Source organism: Campylobacter sp. MIT 99-7217, from assembly GCF_006864365.1.
Classification (GTDB): domain Bacteria; phylum Campylobacterota; class Campylobacteria; order Campylobacterales; family Campylobacteraceae; genus Campylobacter_D.
Genome location: NZ_QHLJ01000009.1, coordinates 15388 through 34495, shown reverse-complemented (window position 1 = coordinate 34495; position 19108 = coordinate 15388). Strand labels below are relative to the sequence as shown.

The 19108-nt window shown below is 34.8% G+C and carries 21 protein-coding genes and 1 tRNA gene; 19 read left to right on the top strand and 3 right to left on the bottom strand.

Features of this window, described 5'->3' with window-relative positions; translation table 11 throughout:
- Positions 1-5 precede the first annotated feature (5 nt).
- Entirely contained in the window at positions 6-1031 is a 1026-nt protein-coding gene (selD, locus tag DMB92_RS07670; RefSeq protein ID WP_142682472.1) for a selenide, water dikinase SelD, read from the top strand.
- A gap of 65 nt (positions 1032-1096) precedes the next feature.
- Here the strand turns inward: selD and DMB92_RS07665 are convergent.
- A tRNA-Sec gene (locus tag DMB92_RS07665) sits at positions 1097-1194 on the bottom strand.
- Positions 1195-1343: 149 nt separating this feature from the next.
- Between DMB92_RS07665 and yedE the strand changes: the two genes are divergently transcribed.
- Positions 1344-2546, top strand: coding sequence for a selenium metabolism membrane protein YedE/FdhT (yedE, locus tag DMB92_RS07660; RefSeq protein ID WP_142682471.1), 1203 nt, complete (start codon positions 1344-1346; stop codon positions 2544-2546).
- Positions 2543-2770, top strand: coding sequence for a sulfurtransferase-like selenium metabolism protein YedF (yedF, locus tag DMB92_RS07655; protein WP_142682470.1), 228 nt, complete (start codon positions 2543-2545; stop codon positions 2768-2770). The genes yedE and yedF overlap by 4 nt, the downstream gene beginning before the upstream one ends.
- 264 nt (positions 2771-3034) lie before the next feature.
- Here yedF and selB read toward each other — a convergent pair whose 3' ends face one another.
- Together selB and selA are read right to left on the bottom strand one after the other, a co-directional pair.
- Complete coding sequence (gene selB, locus DMB92_RS07650) at positions 3035-4840, bottom strand: selenocysteine-specific translation elongation factor (protein ID WP_142682469.1); 1806 nt, start codon at positions 4838-4840, stop codon at positions 3035-3037.
- Positions 4837-6156 carry an L-seryl-tRNA(Sec) selenium transferase gene (selA, locus tag DMB92_RS07645; protein WP_142682468.1) on the bottom strand — a complete coding sequence of 440 codons (1320 nt, stop codon included), beginning with the start codon at positions 6154-6156 and terminating at the stop codon, positions 4837-4839. Before selA ends, selB begins: the two co-directional genes overlap by 4 nt.
- A gap of 83 nt (positions 6157-6239) precedes the next feature.
- On the opposite strand from selA, the gene DMB92_RS07640 reads away from it, so the two are divergent.
- From DMB92_RS07640 to DMB92_RS07565, 16 genes are all read left to right on the top strand, one after another.
- Complete coding sequence (locus DMB92_RS07640) at positions 6240-7916, top strand: 4Fe-4S dicluster domain-containing protein (protein WP_142682467.1); 1677 nt, start codon at positions 6240-6242, stop codon at positions 7914-7916.
- A 164-nt stretch (positions 7917-8080) separates the two neighbouring features.
- On the top strand, positions 8081-8386 hold the full coding sequence (locus DMB92_RS07635) for a PepSY-like domain-containing protein (RefSeq protein ID WP_142682466.1): 306 nt from the start codon (positions 8081-8083) through the stop codon (positions 8384-8386).
- A 147-nt stretch (positions 8387-8533) separates the two neighbouring features.
- Positions 8534-9181, top strand: a complete 648-nt coding sequence (locus DMB92_RS07630) for a DUF305 domain-containing protein (RefSeq protein ID WP_260604782.1) — start codon at positions 8534-8536, stop codon at positions 9179-9181.
- 18 nt (positions 9182-9199) lie between these two features.
- Positions 9200-10117, top strand: coding sequence for a methionyl-tRNA formyltransferase (fmt, locus tag DMB92_RS07625; RefSeq protein WP_142682465.1), 918 nt, complete (start codon positions 9200-9202; stop codon positions 10115-10117).
- Complete coding sequence (locus DMB92_RS07620; RefSeq protein WP_142682464.1) at positions 10098-10733, top strand: biotin--[acetyl-CoA-carboxylase] ligase; 636 nt, start codon at positions 10098-10100, stop codon at positions 10731-10733. Before fmt ends, DMB92_RS07620 begins: the two co-directional genes overlap by 20 nt.
- A complete protein-coding gene (locus DMB92_RS07615) occupies positions 10730-11515 on the top strand; it encodes a ParA family protein (RefSeq protein ID WP_142682463.1) in 786 nt (261 codons plus the stop codon). Before DMB92_RS07620 ends, DMB92_RS07615 begins: the two co-directional genes overlap by 4 nt.
- A 3-nt stretch (positions 11516-11518) precedes the next feature.
- Positions 11519-12367: a ParB/RepB/Spo0J family partition protein gene (locus tag DMB92_RS07610; RefSeq protein ID WP_142682462.1), complete on the top strand. Its 849-nt coding sequence runs from the start codon at positions 11519-11521 to the stop codon at positions 12365-12367.
- 80 nt (positions 12368-12447) lie between these two features.
- Positions 12448-12873: a FoF1 ATP synthase subunit B' gene (locus tag DMB92_RS07605; protein WP_142682461.1), complete on the top strand. Its 426-nt coding sequence runs from the start codon at positions 12448-12450 to the stop codon at positions 12871-12873.
- Positions 12874-12882: 9 nt separating this feature from the next.
- Positions 12883-13392, top strand: a complete 510-nt coding sequence (locus DMB92_RS07600) for a F0F1 ATP synthase subunit B (protein ID WP_142682460.1) — start codon at positions 12883-12885, stop codon at positions 13390-13392.
- Positions 13392-13952, top strand: coding sequence for a F0F1 ATP synthase subunit delta (locus DMB92_RS07595; RefSeq protein WP_142682459.1), 561 nt, complete (start codon positions 13392-13394; stop codon positions 13950-13952). Before DMB92_RS07600 ends, DMB92_RS07595 begins: the two co-directional genes overlap by 1 nt.
- An 11-nt stretch (positions 13953-13963) precedes the next feature.
- On the top strand, positions 13964-15469 hold the full coding sequence (gene atpA / locus DMB92_RS07590) for a F0F1 ATP synthase subunit alpha (RefSeq protein ID WP_142682458.1): 1506 nt from the start codon (positions 13964-13966) through the stop codon (positions 15467-15469).
- 13 nt (positions 15470-15482) lie between these two features.
- On the top strand, positions 15483-16367 hold the full coding sequence (gene atpG / locus DMB92_RS07585; RefSeq protein WP_142682457.1) for an ATP synthase F1 subunit gamma: 885 nt from the start codon (positions 15483-15485) through the stop codon (positions 16365-16367).
- An 11-nt stretch (positions 16368-16378) separates the two neighbouring features.
- Positions 16379-17779 (top strand): F0F1 ATP synthase subunit beta, encoded by a 1401-nt coding sequence (gene atpD / locus DMB92_RS07580; RefSeq protein WP_142682456.1) that lies wholly within the window; start codon positions 16379-16381, stop codon positions 17777-17779.
- A gap of 2 nt (positions 17780-17781) precedes the next feature.
- Positions 17782-18168, top strand: coding sequence for an ATP synthase F1 subunit epsilon (gene atpC, locus DMB92_RS07575; protein WP_142682455.1), 387 nt, complete (start codon positions 17782-17784; stop codon positions 18166-18168).
- A complete protein-coding gene (locus DMB92_RS07570; RefSeq protein WP_142682454.1) occupies positions 18169-18720 on the top strand; it encodes a MotA/TolQ/ExbB proton channel family protein in 552 nt (183 codons plus the stop codon). It abuts the gene before it with no gap.
- Positions 18717-19106, top strand: a complete 390-nt coding sequence (locus DMB92_RS07565; protein ID WP_142682453.1) for an ExbD/TolR family protein — start codon at positions 18717-18719, stop codon at positions 19104-19106. The genes DMB92_RS07570 and DMB92_RS07565 overlap by 4 nt, the downstream gene beginning before the upstream one ends.
- Positions 19107-19108: the final 2 nt, after the last annotated feature.

Here is a 19108-nt window from a genome sequence, read left to right as displayed (position 1 = left end):
GAAAAATGGAGTATAAAGAGCAGAATTTAACGCATTTTGTTAAAGCAGCAGGTTGAGCAGCGAAATTAAACCCGGGCGGTCTTAAAACAATCTTAAATTTCATGCAAAAAACCCCTGCCTTACTCAGCGGTATCGGCAACAACGAAGATGCAAGCGTCTATCAAATAAGCGATGATTTAGCCTTAGTTCAGACCTTAGACTTTATCACGCCTATTGTAGATAGTGCTTATCATTTTGGTGCTATAGCAGCAGCTAATGCACTTAGTGATGTTTTTGCTATGGGTGCAAAGGTGATAAATGCTCTAAATATAGTTGGTTTTGATAACTGCCATCATGATTTAGAGGTTTTAAAAGAGCTTTTAGAGGGTGCAAATGACAAGGTGCAAGAGTGCAAAGGCTTGGTTGTTGGCGGTCATACCATAGAAAATCCCGAATTTTTCTTTGGGCTTAGCATTACAGGCGTGGTAAATCCGCGTGAATTTATAGCTAATAACACGGCTAAAAACGGCGATTTGATCCTTTTGACAAAGCCCTTGGGCGTGGGCATTTTAAGCACTGCTTTAAAGGGTGGATTTTTGGCTAAAGATCATCTAAAAGCCTTGCTTGATAGCACCATGCGTTTAAATCTTAAAGCAAGTGAGTTAGCACTTAAATTTAAGCCAAGTGCAATGAGCGATGTTACGGGTTTTGGGCTTTTAGGACATCTTAAAGAAATGCTTAATGAAAAAATTTCTATCGAGATTTTTAAAGATGAAGTGCAGTTTTTGCAAGGCTTTAAAGAGTATTTTGATATGGGCTTGATACCAGGTGGTGCTTATAAAAATTATGATTTTATTAAGGATTCTTGTATGAATTTAGCTCAAGATGACATTGCACTTTGCGATCCTCAAACCTCAGGAGGACTTTTGATCGCTTTAGAGCCAAAAAACGCAACCGAGCTTTTAAAAGTGCTTAAAAACGAAGGCATAGAAGCTTTTATAGTGGCTGAGTGTGTGAAAAAAAGTGAATTTAGTTTAAATTTAAAAAAATAGACTCAAGCTTAAAAAATCAGTTTTGGTATAAAGATAAAATGATCATTTGTTACATACTAATGAAATGGCGAGAAGATGAGAGAATCGAACTCCCCAAAAGATAGCCAGCTACCCTTTCATCTGATTTGAAGTCAGTGGCGATCACCAGATACGCTAATCTTCCAATAAAAAGTATTATACCATTTTTCTTAAAAATTAAGATTAAAAGCTTGATATTTTTATTATACATAATATTGCAAATATTAAAATTTATGTTATAATTTGCATTCTTTTAGTGTCAAGTTTTGACAATCACATATTTAGGAACTTTCTTTGAACTCTTTGAAACAAAAATACTTTGTCAATTTTTGGGATAATTCCAAAGGAATGATCGCTTTGGGTGTTTTAAGTGCGGTTTATTTTGGAATTTTTGGTGGCGTTTGGGCTGTAACCGGTGAGATGACTCGTTGGGGTGGCGAGTTTTTAGAGCTTTTTGGCATAAATTTAGAGGGTTTTTCATATTATGAAAAACAAAATTTAAATGGCACGCCCTTAACTAGAACCGATGGAATCATGCTCATTGGTATGTTTATTGGTTGTTTGATCGCGGCACTTTGGGCAAATAAGGTTAAATTTCGTCTTCCAGCAAGCAAAATTCGTGTTTTTCAAGCTATAGTTGGTGGGATCTTATCAGGCTTTGGGGCAAGACTTGCTTTTGGTTGTAACTTGGCAAATTTCTTCACAGGATTGCCATATTTTTCCCTTCATACCTGGGTTTTTACTTTTTTTATGGTTTTAGGAATTTATCTTGGCGTCAAGCTTTGCAATAGTGAGTTTTTTAAGCCAAAAGCCAAACTTGTAAGGGTTGAAAAGGCAAATGAGCCTTTGATAAAAAATGAACATAAGGCGAAATTGTATTTTCATTTAGCCACTGTGCTTTTTATACTTTTCATCGCTTGGTTTATATATCTTATCGCAAGTAGTGAAGCCATTAGCGTCAAGGATAAAAAAAGTCTCTTGTCCGTGGCTTTGCTTTTTGGCTTTGTTTTTGGTTTTATCATCGCAAAATCTCAAATTTGCTTTACTTCTTGCTTTAGGGATTTGTTTTTATTTGGTAGAGAAAATGCTATAAAAGGGGCTTTGATCGGCATGGTGATTGCTTGTTTGATAGCTTTTGCTTTTATATTGCAAGGACATACAAGTAAGCTTATAGAAATTTCTCCAGCAGTGGCTTTAGGTGCATTTTTATTTGGTTTTGGTATAGTTTTTGCCGGAGGTTGCGAGTGTGGCTGGGCTTATAGAGCTTTTGAGGGACAAAGTCATTTCATGATCGTAGGACTTGCAAATATCGTTGGAACGATGATTTTAGCTTTAAGTTATGATTATTTGCCTGCAGTGTTTAAAGATGGTATAAAGATAAATTTACTTCAAAGTTTTAGTCCGCTTGGAGGCTTGGGTATAAATTTAGCTCTTTTTGGACTTGTTTTTATTCTCGTTTTTGCTTATAAGAAAAAATTTTTTAAGGAATTAAGATGAAGATTACCTATACTTTAAATTTAGAGGGCGAAGCTTGCCCATATCCAGCTATAGCTACTCTTGATGCTCTACCTAGTCTTAAAAGTGGGGAAATTTTAGAAGTGCTTTGTGATTGTCCGCAAAGTATAAATTCTATCCCCCATGATGCTAAAAGTAGAGGTTTTAAGGTGCTTGAGATCAATCAAGATGGTCCAACTTTGAGATTTTTAATCCAAAAACCTTAAATTCCCTAGGTAAAGGACTTGTTTATCAAGTCCTTTTAAATTTTTGTTTTACTCATAAAGATTGCAAGAAGATAAATTTAAAAACTCTCATTAAATTTGCTCTTGGATTGTGCTTGATATTGAATAGGCATTAAAAATACAAATGAAGTATAAAGCCTAAAATTTAAAGTATCACTTTAAAAACTATAAATATTAGAAATTTTAATTTTAAACCGATCAAAAGCCTTGCGAAGTTAAAATACAAGGCAAAATTATCAAAAAAGCTTATCTTTGTTTTAAAACCCTTTTTTCGTCAATTTTCATCACCCTTTCATCGCGATCTAAATACTCAAGATAAGCAATAGCGTATTTTCTTGAAAGATTAAATTTCTCTTTCATTTTCTGCACATCTAAGCTTTCATTTTTAAGCAAGGCTAAGCAGGTGTTTTTTAGCTCATCTAGGGCTTTTTTTTCTACAAAAAGATTGTGTGCAAGCCTTATAACTAAGCCTTTTTGCGTGAGTGCTTTAAGCAGTTCATCGCCACTTCTTCGATCAACTTCTAAAAAATCATAAAGATTATAAGGAGCTTGTGGGCGAATGCCTTGTTTTTTAAGCTCTTCATACATTTGATTATTATTTTTTTCCTTAAGTTTAGAAAAATCACTCCCCTTTTTAAAATACACCCCATTTTCAAAGTCTAGCAATTTAGACATTTTATCAAGCCCAAAATTACAAAACTCCTCACTAGCCCAGCTCAGTCTTAAAGCCAAAGAATGTGCCGAAATCAAAGCATAAGGGTTTTTCTGCACGATAAATTCCACAAATTTTTTAAACTCATTCAAGCTTAAGAGATTATAAACATTAAGATTTTTTTCATCGACAAAAACACCTTGTAAGTCCTTGGCTAAATTTAAAGCCTGTTCATGCGAAAGCTTGAACCTTTGATACGAACTTAAAAGTCCAAAGCCCATTTTATGCGTATCCTTAAGAAAGTCAAAAGCTTGTTTAAAATCCCTATCTTTCAAAAAAAGCAAGAATTTATTTTTAAGCTCTTTTTTCAAAGGCTCGCTCACAGGATTTAAAACCCTGCCACCGCCTATGACTTTGTTATTTTGAAGCAAGATAAATTTCTCATCAAAGCTTAAAAACATATTTTTTTGAAAGCTAAAATGTGCAAGATATTCATCATTTTTAAGCTTTTTTAAAATGCTGATTTTACACTCAAGTGCCTTTGAACCCACGCAAAAAAGCATATTTTCATTTTTTAAATCCTTTGCCTTGATCAAACAATCACATTCTTTAAAAGCCTTAAAATATCCTTTTTTGCTTAATAAATAGCCCTTTTTAAGCTCCTTGTAATCACAATTTAAGCTCAAAGCCACGCGGTTAAAGGCTGAAATTTGATCCACACTTTGGGCGTGATTTTGGATATTTTTTACTATCAGTTCTTTGCCAGTGTCTAGGCAAATGATCTTTTCGTCACGGCAAATTTTACCCTCATTCAAGCTTCCTGTAACGACCGTGCCAATGCCCTTTAAAGAAAAAACCCTATCGATATAGTAGTGAAAAATAAGCTCTTCATCGCCACTTTTGCCCTCAAGGCTTAAAAGATAGCTTTTAAGCTCCTCTATGCCTAAATTTGTAAGCGAGCTTGTGTGAAAAACTTTCTTTGGAGCGATATTTTGCTCTTTTAAAGCTTCTAAAATGATCCTTGTTTTATCATCTATTTTATCGCATAAATCGCACTTGCTTAGCACTAAAATGATATCTTCTATCCCCAAAAGCTTCAAAACTTCTAAATGTTCCCAGCTTTGAGGCATAAGTCCTTCATTAATATCCACCACAAACAAACAAGCACTAAAGCCAAAAGCCCCACTTACCATAGTTTTAACCAAGTCCTTGTGTCCGGGAACATCGATAAAAGAAAGATTTTTATCCCCTACGCTTAAATTTGAAAAGCTTAAATTTATGGTGATTTGTCTTTGTTTTTCTTCTTCTAAGCTATCGCCCTCAAAGCCGTTTAATGCACGGATTAAAGCCGTTTTTCCATGATCTATATGACCTGCTGTGCCTATGATTAAGGATTTCATTTTTCAAGCTCTCTTATCATTTTGATGAGCCTTTCAAGCTCGTTTTCTTGAATGCTTCTAAAATCAAGCACAAAGCTTTCATTTTCAATGCGTCCTATGATATTTTTTGCTCTAAATTTAGCTTGATTGAAAAGAGCATTTCCCTCAAAGGCTAAAACCACGCTTTTTAAGCTTTTATCAGGCATAGAGCCACCTCCTACAAGGGCTTTGCTATATTTTAGCTCGCTTTTCATTTGAATGCTTTTTTGCACCCTTAAAGCTCTTTGTTCTAAAGTTTCTACGCTTTCATTTAAGAGCTTTAAAGTTACGATTTTTTCATATTCTTTAAGCAAATACGCCTTTAAACTTTCTTCCAAAAAAGCAAGGGTAAGCTTATCTACACGAAGCATTCTTAAAAGTTGATTTTTTTTAAGCCTTGCTATAAGCTCTTTTTTTCCAAGTATGATCCCAGCTTGCACGCTTCCAAAAAGCTTGTCCGCACTAAAGCTTAAGATATCGCATTCTTTTACAAGCTTTTTGATCTGTGGCTCATTTTTGGCTAAATTTGCATTTAGATTTTCGCACCACCCAGAGCCAAGATCATAGTAATTTATGAGCTTTTTTTGCCCAGCTAAGCCCTGAAGCTCTTTTATGCTCACTTCGCTTTGAAAGCCGATGAGAGCGAAATTTGACTTATGCGTTTTTAAAAGCAAGCTGGTATTTTCGCTTATAGCTTCTTCATAGTCTTTTAAATTTGTCTTATTGCTCGTTCCAACCTCGACAAGTTTTACCCCAGCAGCCCTCATCACCTCAGGTATCCTAAAACTTCCGCCAATTTCCACAAGCTCGCCTCTTGAAGCGATCACCTCACTCCCAAAAGCAAGAGAATTTAGCACTAAAAAAACAGCCGCAGCGTTGTTATTTACCACTAAAGCGTCCTCACACTCAAAAAGCATTTTAAGCTTTTCAAGCACCACGCCATAACGTTCGCCTCTAACACCCTTTTCAAGATCAAATTCTAAATTTGAATATGAACAAATTTTATCCTTGCAAGCCTCATAAATTTGCTCATCTATCACGCTTCTGCCCAAATTTGTATGAATAATCACCCCACTTGCATTAATCACACTTTGCAAATCCTTGCGGTAAAACTCTTCAATACCTTGTTTTATCTGCTTTAAAAGCTCATTTTTGTCAATGTCTTCATTTGCAAAGTCTTTTTTGCACCTAGCGACAATTTTTTTACAAAAATGTGCCCTAAGATAAAAAGGATAGTCCTTTAAACTAGAATCCTCGATCAAGCTTTGAATTTGTGGAAAGGTTCTCATTTTGTTCATCTTAAGCCTTAAGGAAATATTTTGTTTATTTTAAATAAAATTCGATAAAAATATTTTTAAAAAGCTGAATTTAAGGATAAAAAATGCAAGATTTTGTTTATGTGAAGAATGATTTGTTGATTCCTTTGGGCGATGAGATAACCATATTCGAGCAAGCTAATGAAGAAGAGGTTTTAATCAGCAACGAAAAAAGCCAAAAAGCCCAAATTTACGCTCCAGAGATCAATTTTTATCTTAAAAACTCCAAAGATGAGATTTTAAAACAAAGTAAAAATGTTTCCAAGCTCTATGAGGCAAGGGCTTTGGTTTATGATTTGGGACTTGATTTGGAGCAAAGTAAAAGTGTGGGTGCAAATCTCATCATAGCTAGCGAGCAAAATACGCCCCAAAATGAGAATTTAACAAGCTTTTTAAAAGAACAAGGTTTTAAGATCATTAGACTTAGCTATGAAGAGTTAATTAGCGTTTATGGAAGTATAGGCGAGCTTTGTGCTGTGGTAAGAAGTGGGGCTGAAGAGCTTGAACTTGACTTTGATATTTTGCTCTTTGAAGGCACGCCAAGAAGTGATTTTACAAGGCAAAGTGGCTGTTATGATCTTGCAAATTTCAAGGATCAAAACGAACTTTTAGCCTTTTTAAAAACCTTAAGTCCAAGATACAGCTACAAAACCTTTTTTACTTACGAATCAAAAACCTGTCAATACCACGAAAGACGCAGCGAACACTGTGCAAAATGCGTAGAAATTTGTCCTACAACGGCGATTTTAAAAGATGATGAAAATAAACATTTGGAGTTTTCGCAGATTGATTGTGTGGATTGTGGTGCTTGTGTGGGAATTTGTCCCAGTGGCTCGCTTGATTACGCGCCTATGTCAAGGCAGAGTTTTTTAAAGCTTTGTAAATTTTATGAGGGGCAAAAGATTTTGCTTGTTTCTAAAGATAAATCCTTAGAAAGCCTAAATATCAGCCTCCCACAAGATACTTTGCCCTTGATGATAGAAGCAAATGCCTTTCTTACGCCTTTGCATCTTTTAACACTTTTGCAAAGTAGCGGAGCAAATATCGCCTTTTACACAGGCACTTTGAGTGAGGGTTTGAGTGAAAATATAGACTTTTTAAATGCTGTTTTTGAAAGAAAATTTAACAAAAAGGCTATTTTTTTAGCCCAAGATGAAAAAGAGCTTGAAGCCTGTCTTGAAAAGCTTGAATTTATAGAAAATCTTTGCTTTGATTATCACAACAACGCACAAACGACAAGAGAAAGCTTTGCTCATAGATTAAAAGCCCTGATCAAAGATGAAAATTTAGGTGTTATTGAGAGTAAAAACTGGCTAAGATATGGACAAGTAAAGATAAATGCTGATACTTGCACGCTTTGTCTTTCCTGTGTAGGTGCTTGTAATGTCGGCGCTCTCATCGCAGATACTAAGGAAAATGCTTTGAAATTTAATCCAAGCCTTTGCACCACCTGTGGATACTGCGAGCAAAGTTGTGCTGAAAAAGATACGCTAAAGCTTGAAAGAAGCGGTTTTGAGCTTGAAAGCTCGTATTTTGAGTTTAAAGCTATGGCAAAAGATGAGCTTTTTGCTTGCGTAAAATGTGGAAAAGAATTTGCGACAAAAAAAGCAGTAGAAAAGATCGCAAACCTTATGAAGCCAAGATTTGCAGGCGATGAGAGCAAAATTTTAACGCTTTATTGCTGTGCTGATTGTAAGGCTAGGGTTATGATAGAGGCTATGGGACGCGAGTTTAAGCTCTAAATTTTGCAAAAGAAGAGGCTTGATATGCCTCTTTATCAAAATTTCATAGTGTATTTTTTGAAAAAATAAAGCCTTATTTTATAAATTTTTCTCCTTTTTAAATTTCACTCTCACTTCACACAAATGTATTACACTTTGATCAAATATTTTTTAAGGAGAAAATCATGAAAACCAAAATTATCATCTCAAGTCTCATACTTGCAAGTTTAAGTCTTTTTGCAAATCAAACCGCTGTAAATCAAGCTCCAGCTCCTCAACCAATAGCACCTTATCCTGCACAGCCTTATCCAATGCCTTCTCATTATGGTTTGCCTCAAAATATAAACGATCAAATTCAAAAGCTTTATCCTGGAAGCTTTGTTGTGGATATTGATTTAGAAGCTTATGGATATGAGATTAAACTCAATAATAGAATGGAGCTTTATTTTGATATGAACGGAAGATTTTTGGGTCAAAAATTTGATGACTAAGACATTTTGCAAATATCTTTTTGGGTATTTGCAAAATAGTTTCTCTAATGATTTTTTTATGATAAGTTCTTTTAGCTTTCACATTTAAACTATGTATTTATAAAATTTTGCTTTAATTTTAAAAATATTTTAACAAAGGAATCAATCATGAAAAAACTCATTTTAACCCTCGCATTTTGCACTTTAATTTCTTTAAATTTGCAAGCAAATCCTCATGCGCACCATGGCTCGCATATGAATACTTGTCAAAGTAAGGCTTGCCAAAACTCAGCAAAAGTTCTTTTTTCCATGCATGAAGCTATGATGAAAACTCCAAATTTAGCAAGTAAAAACGCAGAAAGAGACTTTTTGTCTAATATGATACCGCATCATCAAGGGGCGATTGATTCTTCAAAAATCATGCTTGAATTGAGTAAAAATAAAAAAATTCATCAAATAGCACAAAACATTATCAAGGCTCAGGAGCAAGAAATAAAAGAATTTCAAGCACTTTTAGCCTCAAAAAATGCGTATTCTAAGCCGATGAATGATAAAAAATACCAAGAATTTAAGGCTGATGAAGCAAAAATCATGCAAGATATGATGAAAAGCATGCAAGAAGTAAAGCCAAGTGAAGAACTTGATAAAGACTTTTTAAGAGCAATGATCCATCATCACGCAGGTGCTATAGAAGCTTCAAAACAAATCTTAAAATACTCAAATGATAAAAAAATTCAAGATATAGCACAAAACATTATCAAGGTCCAAGAGCAAGAGATCAAAGAATTTAATGAGCTTTTAAACAAGGGTTTTTAAATTTTGACTAAAGCAACAATGCATAAAAAGATCATTTTTATGGGAACTCCTGCTTATGCGGCGAGGATTTTAGATGAGTTGATTTTGAACGATTTTGAAATTCTAGCCGTTTTTACTCAAGCAGATAAGCCTGTTGGCAGGAAGCAAGTCATTAGCATGAGCGAGGTAAAAAGCCTTGCCTTGCAAAAGCTACCAAAAACACCCATTTTTCAACCAAAAAGCTTAAAAGATGAAAATGTGATCCATGAAATTTCTAGCTTAAAGCCTAATTTTATCGTAGTTGCAGCTTATGGAAAGATCTTGCCTCAAGGCATTTTAGATCTTGCTCCTTGCATAAATTTACACGCTTCCTTGCTTCCAAAATACCGAGGCGCAAGCCCCATACAAAGTGCGATTTTAAACGGCGATGAAAAAAGCGGGGTTTGCACTATGCTAATGAACGCAGGACTCGATACAGGAGATATTTTACAAAGCCTTGAATGCGAGATAAAGGGCAAAAATGCGGGCGAAGTTTTTGACCTTCTAGCAAATTTAGCCGCAAATTTAGCCGTGAAAACCTTGAAAGAATTTGATAAAATCACTCCAAAAGCACAAGATGAAAGCAAGGCAAGCCTTTGTAAAAAGATCCAAAAAAGCGACGGACTCATAAAGCTTGATAGTGCTAAAGAAATTTATCAAAAATTTTTAGCCTTCACGCCTTGGCCTGGGATTTTTTTAGAAAATGGCTTGAAGTTTTTAAATTTAGAGCTTGTCGATGAAAATAGCGAGCATTTAAGGGCTGGAGAGATTTTAGCTCTTGAAAATGACGGCTTTTTGCTTGCTTGTAAAAAAGGAATTTTAAAGATAAAAAGCTTGCAAGAAGCGGGTAAAAAAGCCCTTGAAGCTAGGGTTTATCTTAATGGAAAAAGGCTAAAACTTGCAGATAGTTTGTGTTGAAAGCATTGATTCTACGCATAGTTTTTTATGCCAAAGTATCCGCTTGCAAAAAATCGTTCAAAATATGGCTATTTATGCGCTCAAGCAAACTGAGGGCATAGGAAGCCGTGATAATGTTTGGCACAGCGCTGAAGGAAATTTACACCTTTCTTTTTGTATTCAAATGCAGGATTTGCCAAGTGATTTGCCTTTAGCAAGCGTGAGCATTTATTTTGCTTATTTGCTTAAGGAGGTTTTGGAAAAAAATGGCTCAAAAGCTTGGGTGAAATGGCCTAATGATATTTATTTGGATAAATTAAAAATCGGCGGCGTAATGAGTACAAAGCTAGGTGATTTCATTGTTTGTAGTGTGGGTTTAAATTTAAAGACTGCACCAAAAAATAGTGCTATTTTGGATATAAAAATTGATCTGGTTTCTTTGGTTGAAGAATATATAAAAGAAATAGAAAAAAAAGTTTTATGGAAGTTTATTTTTAGAAAGTATATGCTAGAATTCGAAAAATCAAAAGCATATAAGGTGCATTGTAATGGCGAGTATATAAGTCTTGAACATGCTTTTTTATATGAAGATGGTTCTATTTTGCTTAATGATAAAAGGGTGTATAGTTTAAGATGAGTGAGATTATAACTATTGCAAATCAAAAAGGTGGTGTAGGAAAAACCACAACGGCTATAAATTTAGCAGCAAGCTTGGCTGTGGCTGAAAAAAAGGTGCTTTTGGTCGATGTTGATCCTCAGGCAAATGCTACAACCGGACTTGGCTTTAATAGAAATAATTACGAATACAATATCTATCATGTTTTTACAGGAAGAAAAAAAATCAGCGAAATCATACTTAAAACAGAGCTTCCTAAGCTTCATTTAGCTCCTTCAAATTTAGGACTTGTAGGCATAGAGCAAGAGCTTGCTAAAGATGAAAATTTAGAAAAGAAAATTGTTTTAAGGCAGGCTTTGGCTGAGGTTGCTGATGAGTATGACTTTATCATCATAGATTCTCCTCCTGCACTTGGAAGTATCACTATCAATGCCTTTGCGGCAAGTGATAGCGTGATAATCCCTATACAATGCGAGTTTTACGCGCTTGAGGGCGTGGCAATGGTTTTAAATACGATCAAGATCATCAAAACAAACATAAATCCAAAGCTTAAAATCAGGGGCTTTTTGCCAACAATGTATAGCACGCAAAATAATTTATCTAAAGATGTGGTTGAGGATTTGAAGCAAAATTTTAAAGAGCAGCTTTTTACGATCAATGATGGCGATGAGGATTTTATCGTTATCCCAAGAAATGTAAAACTTGCCGAAAGTCCTAGTTTTGGCAAGCCGATAATACTTTATGATATAAAATCGCCGGGTTCTTTGGCTTATCAAAATTTAGCATATTCGATTTTAGGATAAGTCATGGCAAAAAAGGGTGGTTTAGCAAAGGGAAAGGGATTAGCTGATCTTTTAGGCGATATGAATGAAACTTATAGCAAAGAACTAGGGCTTGATCTTAATAGAGTTGAAGAAATTAGCCTTGAGGATATTTCTCCTAATCCCTTTCAACCTCGAAAAAACTTTGATGAGCAAAGCCTTGAAGAACTTGCTGCTTCTATAAAAGAATATGGGCTTATACAGCCTATTATCTTGCTTAAAAAACATGAAAATTCTTATATTTTAGTAGCAGGTGAAAGAAGATTTAGAGCTTGTAAAATTTTGCAAATGCCAACAATTAAGGCTGTGATTGCAAAAATTGATGAAAACAAATTAAGAGAGCTTGCACTCATTGAAAATATACAAAGAGAAAATTTAAATCCCATAGAGCTAGCAAATTCTTATAAAGATCTGATCGAAGAGCATAATATCACTCAAGAAGATTTAGCCGGTCTTATCCATAAGAGTCGTTCTCAAATCACTAATACCCTAAGATTGTTAAATCTTGATGAAAAAACTCAAGAGCTCATAGCACAAGGCAAAATTTCTCAAGGACATGCAAAAGTTATCGTTGGACTAGAGAAAAAAGATGAAAAAATGGTCGTTGATACTATCCTAGGACAAAAACTTAATGTCAGAGAAACTGAAAAAATCGTCCAAAAGATGAAAAATAAAAGTCATACTCTTGTTGATGAAAATTTCAACCAAGAGTTTGATAAATTTAAAAAACACTTAGACAAGTTAAATATTAAATACAAAGTTCAAGATACTCAAATCACACTAAGTCTAAATGATATTGAGAAGATTAGGGAGATTAACAAATTATTTTCATAAGGTTTAAATAAAATTTTAGTTTTATTTAGATAGAATGAAATACTTGTATCAATTTTTTGTTTCATAAAAGGGGTAGTTTTATGTTTAATGATGTCCATCCTTCCATAATGCTGGTAACCTTAGTGATATTTCTTGCTATGATTATCATATTAAATTCCATGCTTTATAAACCTCTGTTAAAATTTATGGACGAGAGAAAAAAGTCTATAGATAATGACGAAAAAAAAGTAAGAGAAAACTTCGATGAGGTTTCTTCTTTTAATGTAGAGCTTGAAAAAATTCATCAAAGTACACGCGAAGAGATAGCTCTTATAAAACAGGCTGCTGTTTTGGATGCAAAAACAAAGGCAGGAGAAGATTTGGAACAAAAAAAACAAGAATTAGAACAGCAAATGAATATTTTTTACGCCCAGCTAGAAAAAGATAAACAAAATTTCGAGCAAGAACTAAGCACTCATTTAGCCCAGTGGCAAGAAGTGTTTAAAAATAAACTCAAAACCATATAAGGCTAGATCATGAAAAAAATACTCGCTTCTATATTGTTATCCCCTTTAGTGCTTTTTGCAGCAAGTGGTGGAACAGATTATGATATAGTTCCAAGGGCTGTAAATTTTGTGATATTTGTGGCAATTTTATATTATTTCTTGGCTAATCCGGCTAAGACATTTTATAAAAATCGCATAAAGGGTATAGCAACAAGGTTAGATGATATACAAAGAAGGGTGCTTGATAGTAAAAATAAAAAGCTTGAGATCATGAAAAGGCTTGAAGACGCGAAAAAAGAGTCTGCAAATGCCATAAGTTCAGCAAGAAAAGAAGCAGAACTCATAGCGGAGAAAATTCTAGCTGAAAATAAAAACAATATTGCTATTTTAGAAAAGCAATTTGAAGAACAAAAGATGTATGAGTTAAGGAAAATGCAAAAAGAGGTTGTTTCGAGAATTCTTACTCAGATTTTTAAAGACAAGGGTTCGATACTCAAACAAGATGATATTGTAAATATTATGCTCAAAAAGGTTTCTTGATGAATGATTTGATTGCTAAAAGATATGCAAAAGCAATTTTGCAAAGAAAAGATAGTGATTTGTTTTATGAGAACTTACGAATCGTAGCTGAGGCTTTCTCATTGCCTAAATTTAAATCTTTTATTAGTTCTTATGAGATTAAAAAAGAAGAAAAAATTAAGCTTATTTTATCTTTTTTTGAAAAGATTGATGTGAAATTTGAAAATTTAATTAAAATCTTAGCTTATAATCTAAGGCTTGATTTAATCCCACAAATCACTGAGGAGCTAGCCAAGCAAAAAGCCTTAAAAGAAGGTACTTTTGTGGGTTTTGTTTATGCTAAAACCAGTATCAAGGCACATAAGATAAATGAATTAGCCCAGAAGCAAGCGAGCGAAGACAAGTTAGCTAAGCTTGAAGAGGGATTGGGTCAAAGATTTGGCGTGAAGATTAGGCTTGAGGAAAGACAAAGTGATAATGATGGCGTGAAGATTAGCCTTGATGATCTAGGCTATGAAATTTCTTTTTCTTTGCAAAGTCTTGAAGATAAGATGTCTGAATATATATTAAAAGCAATTTAAGGAGTAAGTGAATGAAGATTAAAGCTGATGAAATAAGTTCTATCATCAAGGAAAAAATTGAAAATTTTAATTTTGATCTCGAGATAGAAGAAACGGGTAAAATCATTTCTATAGCTGATGGTGTTGCGAAAGTTTATGGACTCAAAAATGTTATGGCTGGTGAAATGGTTGAGTTTGAAAACGGCGATAAGGGTATGGCTTTAAACCTTGAGGAAAGTAGCGTAGGTGTTGTTATACTTGGTAAGGCTGAGGGTTTAAAAGAAGGAAGTTCTGTAAAAAGACTTAAAAATCTGCTTAGAGTTCCTGTTGGAAATGCTCTTATTGGTCGTGTGGTCAATGCTTTGGGAGAGCCTATTGATTCAAAGGGTGCTATTGAAAGTGATGAATATCGCTTTGTTGAAGAAAAAGCTAAGGGTATAATGGCTAGAAAAAGCGTTCATGAGCCTTTACAAACGGGACTTAAAGCTATTGATGCTCTTGTGCCTATTGGTCGTGGTCAAAGAGAACTTATCATCGGCGATAGACAAACAGGCAAAACTACGGTGGCTGTGGATACTATCATAAATCAAAAAGGACAAGGCGTTGTTTGTATTTATGTTGCCATTGGACAAAAACAAAGCACAGTTGCACAGGTTGTGAAAAAGCTTGAGGAATTTGGGGCTATGGATTATACCATAGTTGTAAATGCTGGTGCTTCTGATCCAGCAGCCTTGCAGTATCTTGCTCCTTATGCAGGTGCTACTATGGGCGAATATTTTAGAGATAATGCAAAGCATGCTTTGATCATTTATGATGATTTGAGCAAGCATGCTGTGGCTTACCGCGAAATGTCTTTGATTTTGCGTCGTCCTCCGGGTCGCGAAGCTTATCCGGGCGATGTTTTTTATCTTCATTCAAGACTCTTAGAAAGAGCTGCAAAGCTTAGTGACGAGTTAGGTGGAGGAAGTTTAACGGCTCTTCCTATCATAGAAACGCAAGCAGGCGATGTTTCTGCATATATTCCAACAAATGTTATTTCCATTACTGATGGACAAATTTTTCTTGAAACTGATCTTTTTAACTCGGGTATCCGTCCGGCTATTAATGTTGGTTTATCTGTTTCTCGTGTGGGTGGTGCTGCTCAGATTAAAGCTATTAAGCAAGTTTCTGGGACTTTAAGACTTGATTTGGCTCAGTATAGAGAACTTCAAGCTTTTGCCCAGTTTGCTAGTGATCTAGATGAATCAAGTAGAAAACAGCTTGAAAGAGGACAAAGAATGGTTGAGGTTTTAAAACAACCTCCGTATGCACCACTTCCGGTAGAAAATCAAATTGTTCTTATTTTTGCTGGAAATAAAGGATTTTTAGATAATATTGCTACAAGCAAAATTGGTGAATTTGAAAATGGTCTTTATTCTTTTATCAATGCAAATTATCCAGATATTTTTGAGCAAATTCGTAGCAAAAAAGCTTTGGATAAAGATTTAGAAGATAGATTGCATAAAGCTTTAACTGAGTATAAAGCAAGTCATATTTAAAAGGCTTTTTATTATGTCTAATTTAAAAGAGATAAAAAGAAAAATAAAAAGTGTTAATAACACACAAAAAACGACAAAGGCAATGAAACTTGTTTCTACTGCTAAGCTCAATAAAGCAAAAGAAGTAGCAAGAAGATCAAAAGTTTATGCTCGTAAAATCGTTGAAATTCTTTCTGAAATTTCTTTTCAGCTCAATAAATTTGGTGGGCAAGAGCAAAAAATTTCTTTTTTTACTAAAAAAGAAGATGTTAGGGTTGTGGATATTGTATTCATTACCGCTGATAAGGGCTTGTGCGGAGGCTTTAATATTAAAACAATTAAAGAGGTTAATCGTCTAAGACAAGAGTATGCATCGCAAAATATACAAGTAAGACTTAGAGCTATTGGAAAAACGGGTATAGAATTTTTTAATTTTCAGGGCATTGAAATTCTAGAGAAGCATTATGGCTTAAGTTCTAGTCCTGATTATGAAAAAGCCTGCGAGCTTATTCATAATATAGTCGATGATTACACTAAGGGTTTGAGTGATGAGGTTGTTTTAGTTCATAATGGCTACAAGAACATGATTTCTCAGGAACTAGCAACAAATTATTTAATTCCTGTAAAACCTTTGCAGGTTGATAATGAAGAAGAGTTTAAATCAGCCTTAGATCTCGAACCAGAAAGTGATGAGCTTTTAAATGACTTGATTAAAACTTATTTTGAATACAATATGTATTTTGCTTTGATTGATTCTTTGGCGGCTGAACATAGTGCTAGAATGCAGGCTATGGATAGTGCGACAAATAATGCCAAAGCAAGAGTAAGAGAGCTTAATCTCGCTTACAATAAAGCAAGACAAGAAAATATTACCACTGAGCTTACAGAAATCATCAGTGGCGTAGAATCAATGAAATAAGAGGAGATGATATGCAAGGATTTATTTCGCAAATTTTGGGACCTGTTGTAGATGTTGACTTTAGCGGAGGATATCTTCCAAAGATCAATGAGGCTATTCATGTAAATTTTGAGGTAGAAGGCAAGAAAAACAAGCTTGTTCTAGAAGTTGCTGCACATTTGGGAGATGATAGGGTTAGGACCATTGCTATGGATATGACCGATGGCTTAACTAGAGGTTTATCTGTTGAGGCGACTGGTTCTTCTATCAGCGTTCCAGTAGGCGAAAAGGTTTTAGGTAGAATTTTTAATGTAACAGGCGATCTTATCGATGAGGGTGAAGAGCTAAGCTTTGATAAGAAGTGGTCTATTCATAGAGATCCACCGAGTTTTGAAGAACAAAGCACTAAGAGCGAGATTTTTGAAACGGGTATAAAGGTTGTGGATTTGCTAGCTCCTTATCAAAAAGGTGGAAAGGTAGGACTTTTTGGTGGTGCAGGTGTTGGAAAGACCGTTATTATCATGGAGCTTATTCACAATGTTGCTTTTAAGCATAGTGGATATTCGGTATTTGCAGGGGTTGGTGAAAGAACTCGTGAGGGAAACGATCTTTATAATGAAATGAAAGAAAGTAATGTTTTAGATAAAGTTGCTCTATGCTACGGGCAGATGAATGAACCACCAGGAGCTAGAAACCGCATTGCTTTAACAGGACTTACTATGGCTGAGTATTTTAGAGATGAAATGGGACTTGATGTGTTGATGTTCATTGATAATATCTTTAGATTTTCTCAATCAGGCTCTGAAATGTCAGCCCTTCTTGGAAGAATCCCATCAGCTGTTGGTTATCAGCCAACCTTAGCTAGCGAAATGGGTCGTTTTCAAGAAAGAATTACCTCGACTAAAAAAGGCTCTATTACTTCAGTTCAAGCTGTATATGTGCCAGCAGACGATTTGACAGACCCAGCTCCAGCGACTGTTTTTGCTCACCTTGACGCTACTACGGTTTTAAATAGAGCCATAGCTGAAAAAGGAATTTATCCAGCCGTTGATCCACTTGATAGTACTTCAAGAATGCTTGATCCACAAATCATAGGCGAAGAGCATTATAAGGTAGCTCGCGGGGTTCAATCTGTGCTTCAAAAATATAAAGACCTACAAGATATCATTGCTATTTTGGGTATGGACGAACTTAGTGAGGAAGATAAGCTTGTGGTTGAAAGAGCAAGAAAGATAGAAAAATTCCTATCTCAACCTTTCTTTGTTGCAGAGGTCTTTACAGGAAGCCCTGGTAAATATATTAGCTTAGAAGATACCATAGCAGGATTTAAGGGAATTTTGGAGGGTAAATACGATCATTTACCAGAAAATGCCTTTTATATGGTAGGAAATATAGAAGAAGCCATTGCAAAAGCTGAAAAACTTAAGGGTTAAATATGAGTGATTTAACACATTTAGAAATTGTAACACCAGTTGGTATGATTTTTAAAGGCGATGTAAAACTTGTTGTCCTTCCGGGAAGCGAGGGGGAATTTGGTGTTCTTAAAGGACATGCCTCTTTAATCGCTTCTTTGAAAGCTGGGGTTATTGATATTGAAAAGGCAGATTCAAGCCACGAATTTATTGCTATAGATGCTGGTTATGCCGAAGTAAATGAGTTAAATATAAGCGTTTTAGCTAAGGGAGCAGTAGCTATCAATGGAAGCGATGATAGTGAAATTTCTAAAAATTTAGCTCAAGCCAAAGAACTCGTTAAATCCATGAGTTCAGATAGTGCAGCTCTAGCTGCAACTTTTGCGAAGATTGATAACCATAGGCAGTAGATGGTAGATTTTTCTATTATTATAAATTTTTTCAAAGATTCAAGTTTAATTACCTATGTGGTTTTGATTTGGCTCTCTTTTTATTTTATACTTAGTTTTGCGATTTTATTTGCAAGGCTTACCTTTTTGGCTGTTTGGACGGCTAAGGAAAAGGAAAGTTTGGAGTATTTTTTAAGAGGCGAGGTTGATCCTTCAAGAACGGAATCTATCTTAAAAAATTCCACTTCAAACGATCAAAATAATTTACAAATTTATAAGAATTTGGCTGAAAAAAGAGCAAGTGTGGGGCTTACTTGGCTAAGTATCATCGCTTCAACTTCTCCTTTTATAGGTCTTTTTGGAACTGTTGTTTCTATACTTGAAACCTTTGGAGGACTTGGAAGTCAAAATTCTTTAAGCTTTATAGCTCCTAAGATCAGTGAGGCTTTGGTTGCTACTGGTTGTGGGATCTTAGTTGCCATTCCTGCATATAGCTTTCATCTTGTTATCAAAAGAAAAGCCTTTGAGCTTATAAGTGTTATTGATAGTGAGATTAAGGTTTTGGTTAGATGAGTTTTTTGGACGAAAAACCTGAGCTAAATATCACTCCACTTGTAGATATCATGCTTGTCTTGCTCGCCATTTTGATGGTAACAGCCCCAAGTATCACTTACGAGGAGAAAATAAATCTTCCTCAAGGTTCGCAAAAGAGTTCTTCTAATGCAAATATTAAAAGTCTTATCATTAGCATTAATGCACAAAAAGAAATTTTTATTGATAAGAATAAATTTAATTTTGTTAGTTTTGCGGACAATCTTTCTTTAATGAAGTCTAAATTTAAGCTTGATGAGCCCGTTTTTATAAGAGCTGATAAGAATTTAAAGTATGATGATGTGATGTTTGTTTTAAGGAGTGTAAAAAATTTAGGTTTTAGTAAGGTTGCATTACAAACGGAGTAAGC

Excerpts from the sequence above, each read along its gene's own strand:
- atpC (WP_142682455.1), top strand. The coding sequence starts at position 17,782 with ATGAGTGATTTAACACATTTAGAAATTGTAACACCAGTTGGTATGATT.
- atpA (WP_142682458.1), top strand. The coding sequence starts at position 13,964 with ATGAAGATTAAAGCTGATGAAATAAGTTCTATCATCAAGGAAAAAATT.
- atpD (WP_142682456.1), top strand. The coding sequence starts at position 16,379 with ATGCAAGGATTTATTTCGCAAATTTTGGGACCTGTTGTAGATGTTGAC.
- DMB92_RS07635 (WP_142682466.1), top strand. The coding sequence starts at position 8,081 with ATGAAAACCAAAATTATCATCTCAAGTCTCATACTTGCAAGTTTAAGT.
- DMB92_RS07605 (WP_142682461.1), top strand. The coding sequence starts at position 12,448 with ATGTTTAATGATGTCCATCCTTCCATAATGCTGGTAACCTTAGTGATA.
- atpG (WP_142682457.1), top strand. The coding sequence starts at position 15,483 with ATGTCTAATTTAAAAGAGATAAAAAGAAAAATAAAAAGTGTTAATAAC.
- DMB92_RS07595 (WP_142682459.1), top strand. The coding sequence starts at position 13,392 with ATGAATGATTTGATTGCTAAAAGATATGCAAAAGCAATTTTGCAAAGA.
- selA (WP_142682468.1), bottom strand. The coding sequence starts at position 6,156 with ATGAACAAAATGAGAACCTTTCCACAAATTCAAAGCTTGATCGAGGAT.
- DMB92_RS07610 (WP_142682462.1), top strand. The coding sequence starts at position 11,519 with ATGGCAAAAAAGGGTGGTTTAGCAAAGGGAAAGGGATTAGCTGATCTT.
- DMB92_RS07570 (WP_142682454.1), top strand. The coding sequence starts at position 18,169 with ATGGTAGATTTTTCTATTATTATAAATTTTTTCAAAGATTCAAGTTTA.
- DMB92_RS07640 (WP_142682467.1), top strand. The coding sequence starts at position 6,240 with ATGCAAGATTTTGTTTATGTGAAGAATGATTTGTTGATTCCTTTGGGC.
- yedF (WP_142682470.1), top strand. The coding sequence starts at position 2,543 with ATGAAGATTACCTATACTTTAAATTTAGAGGGCGAAGCTTGCCCATAT.
- DMB92_RS07565 (WP_142682453.1), top strand. The coding sequence starts at position 18,717 with ATGAGTTTTTTGGACGAAAAACCTGAGCTAAATATCACTCCACTTGTA.
- DMB92_RS07615 (WP_142682463.1), top strand. The coding sequence starts at position 10,730 with ATGAGTGAGATTATAACTATTGCAAATCAAAAAGGTGGTGTAGGAAAA.
- selB (WP_142682469.1), bottom strand. The coding sequence starts at position 4,840 with ATGAAATCCTTAATCATAGGCACAGCAGGTCATATAGATCATGGAAAA.
- fmt (WP_142682465.1), top strand. The coding sequence starts at position 9,200 with ATGCATAAAAAGATCATTTTTATGGGAACTCCTGCTTATGCGGCGAGG.
- DMB92_RS07600 (WP_142682460.1), top strand. The coding sequence starts at position 12,883 with ATGAAAAAAATACTCGCTTCTATATTGTTATCCCCTTTAGTGCTTTTT.
- DMB92_RS07630 (WP_260604782.1), top strand. The coding sequence starts at position 8,534 with ATGAAAAAACTCATTTTAACCCTCGCATTTTGCACTTTAATTTCTTTA.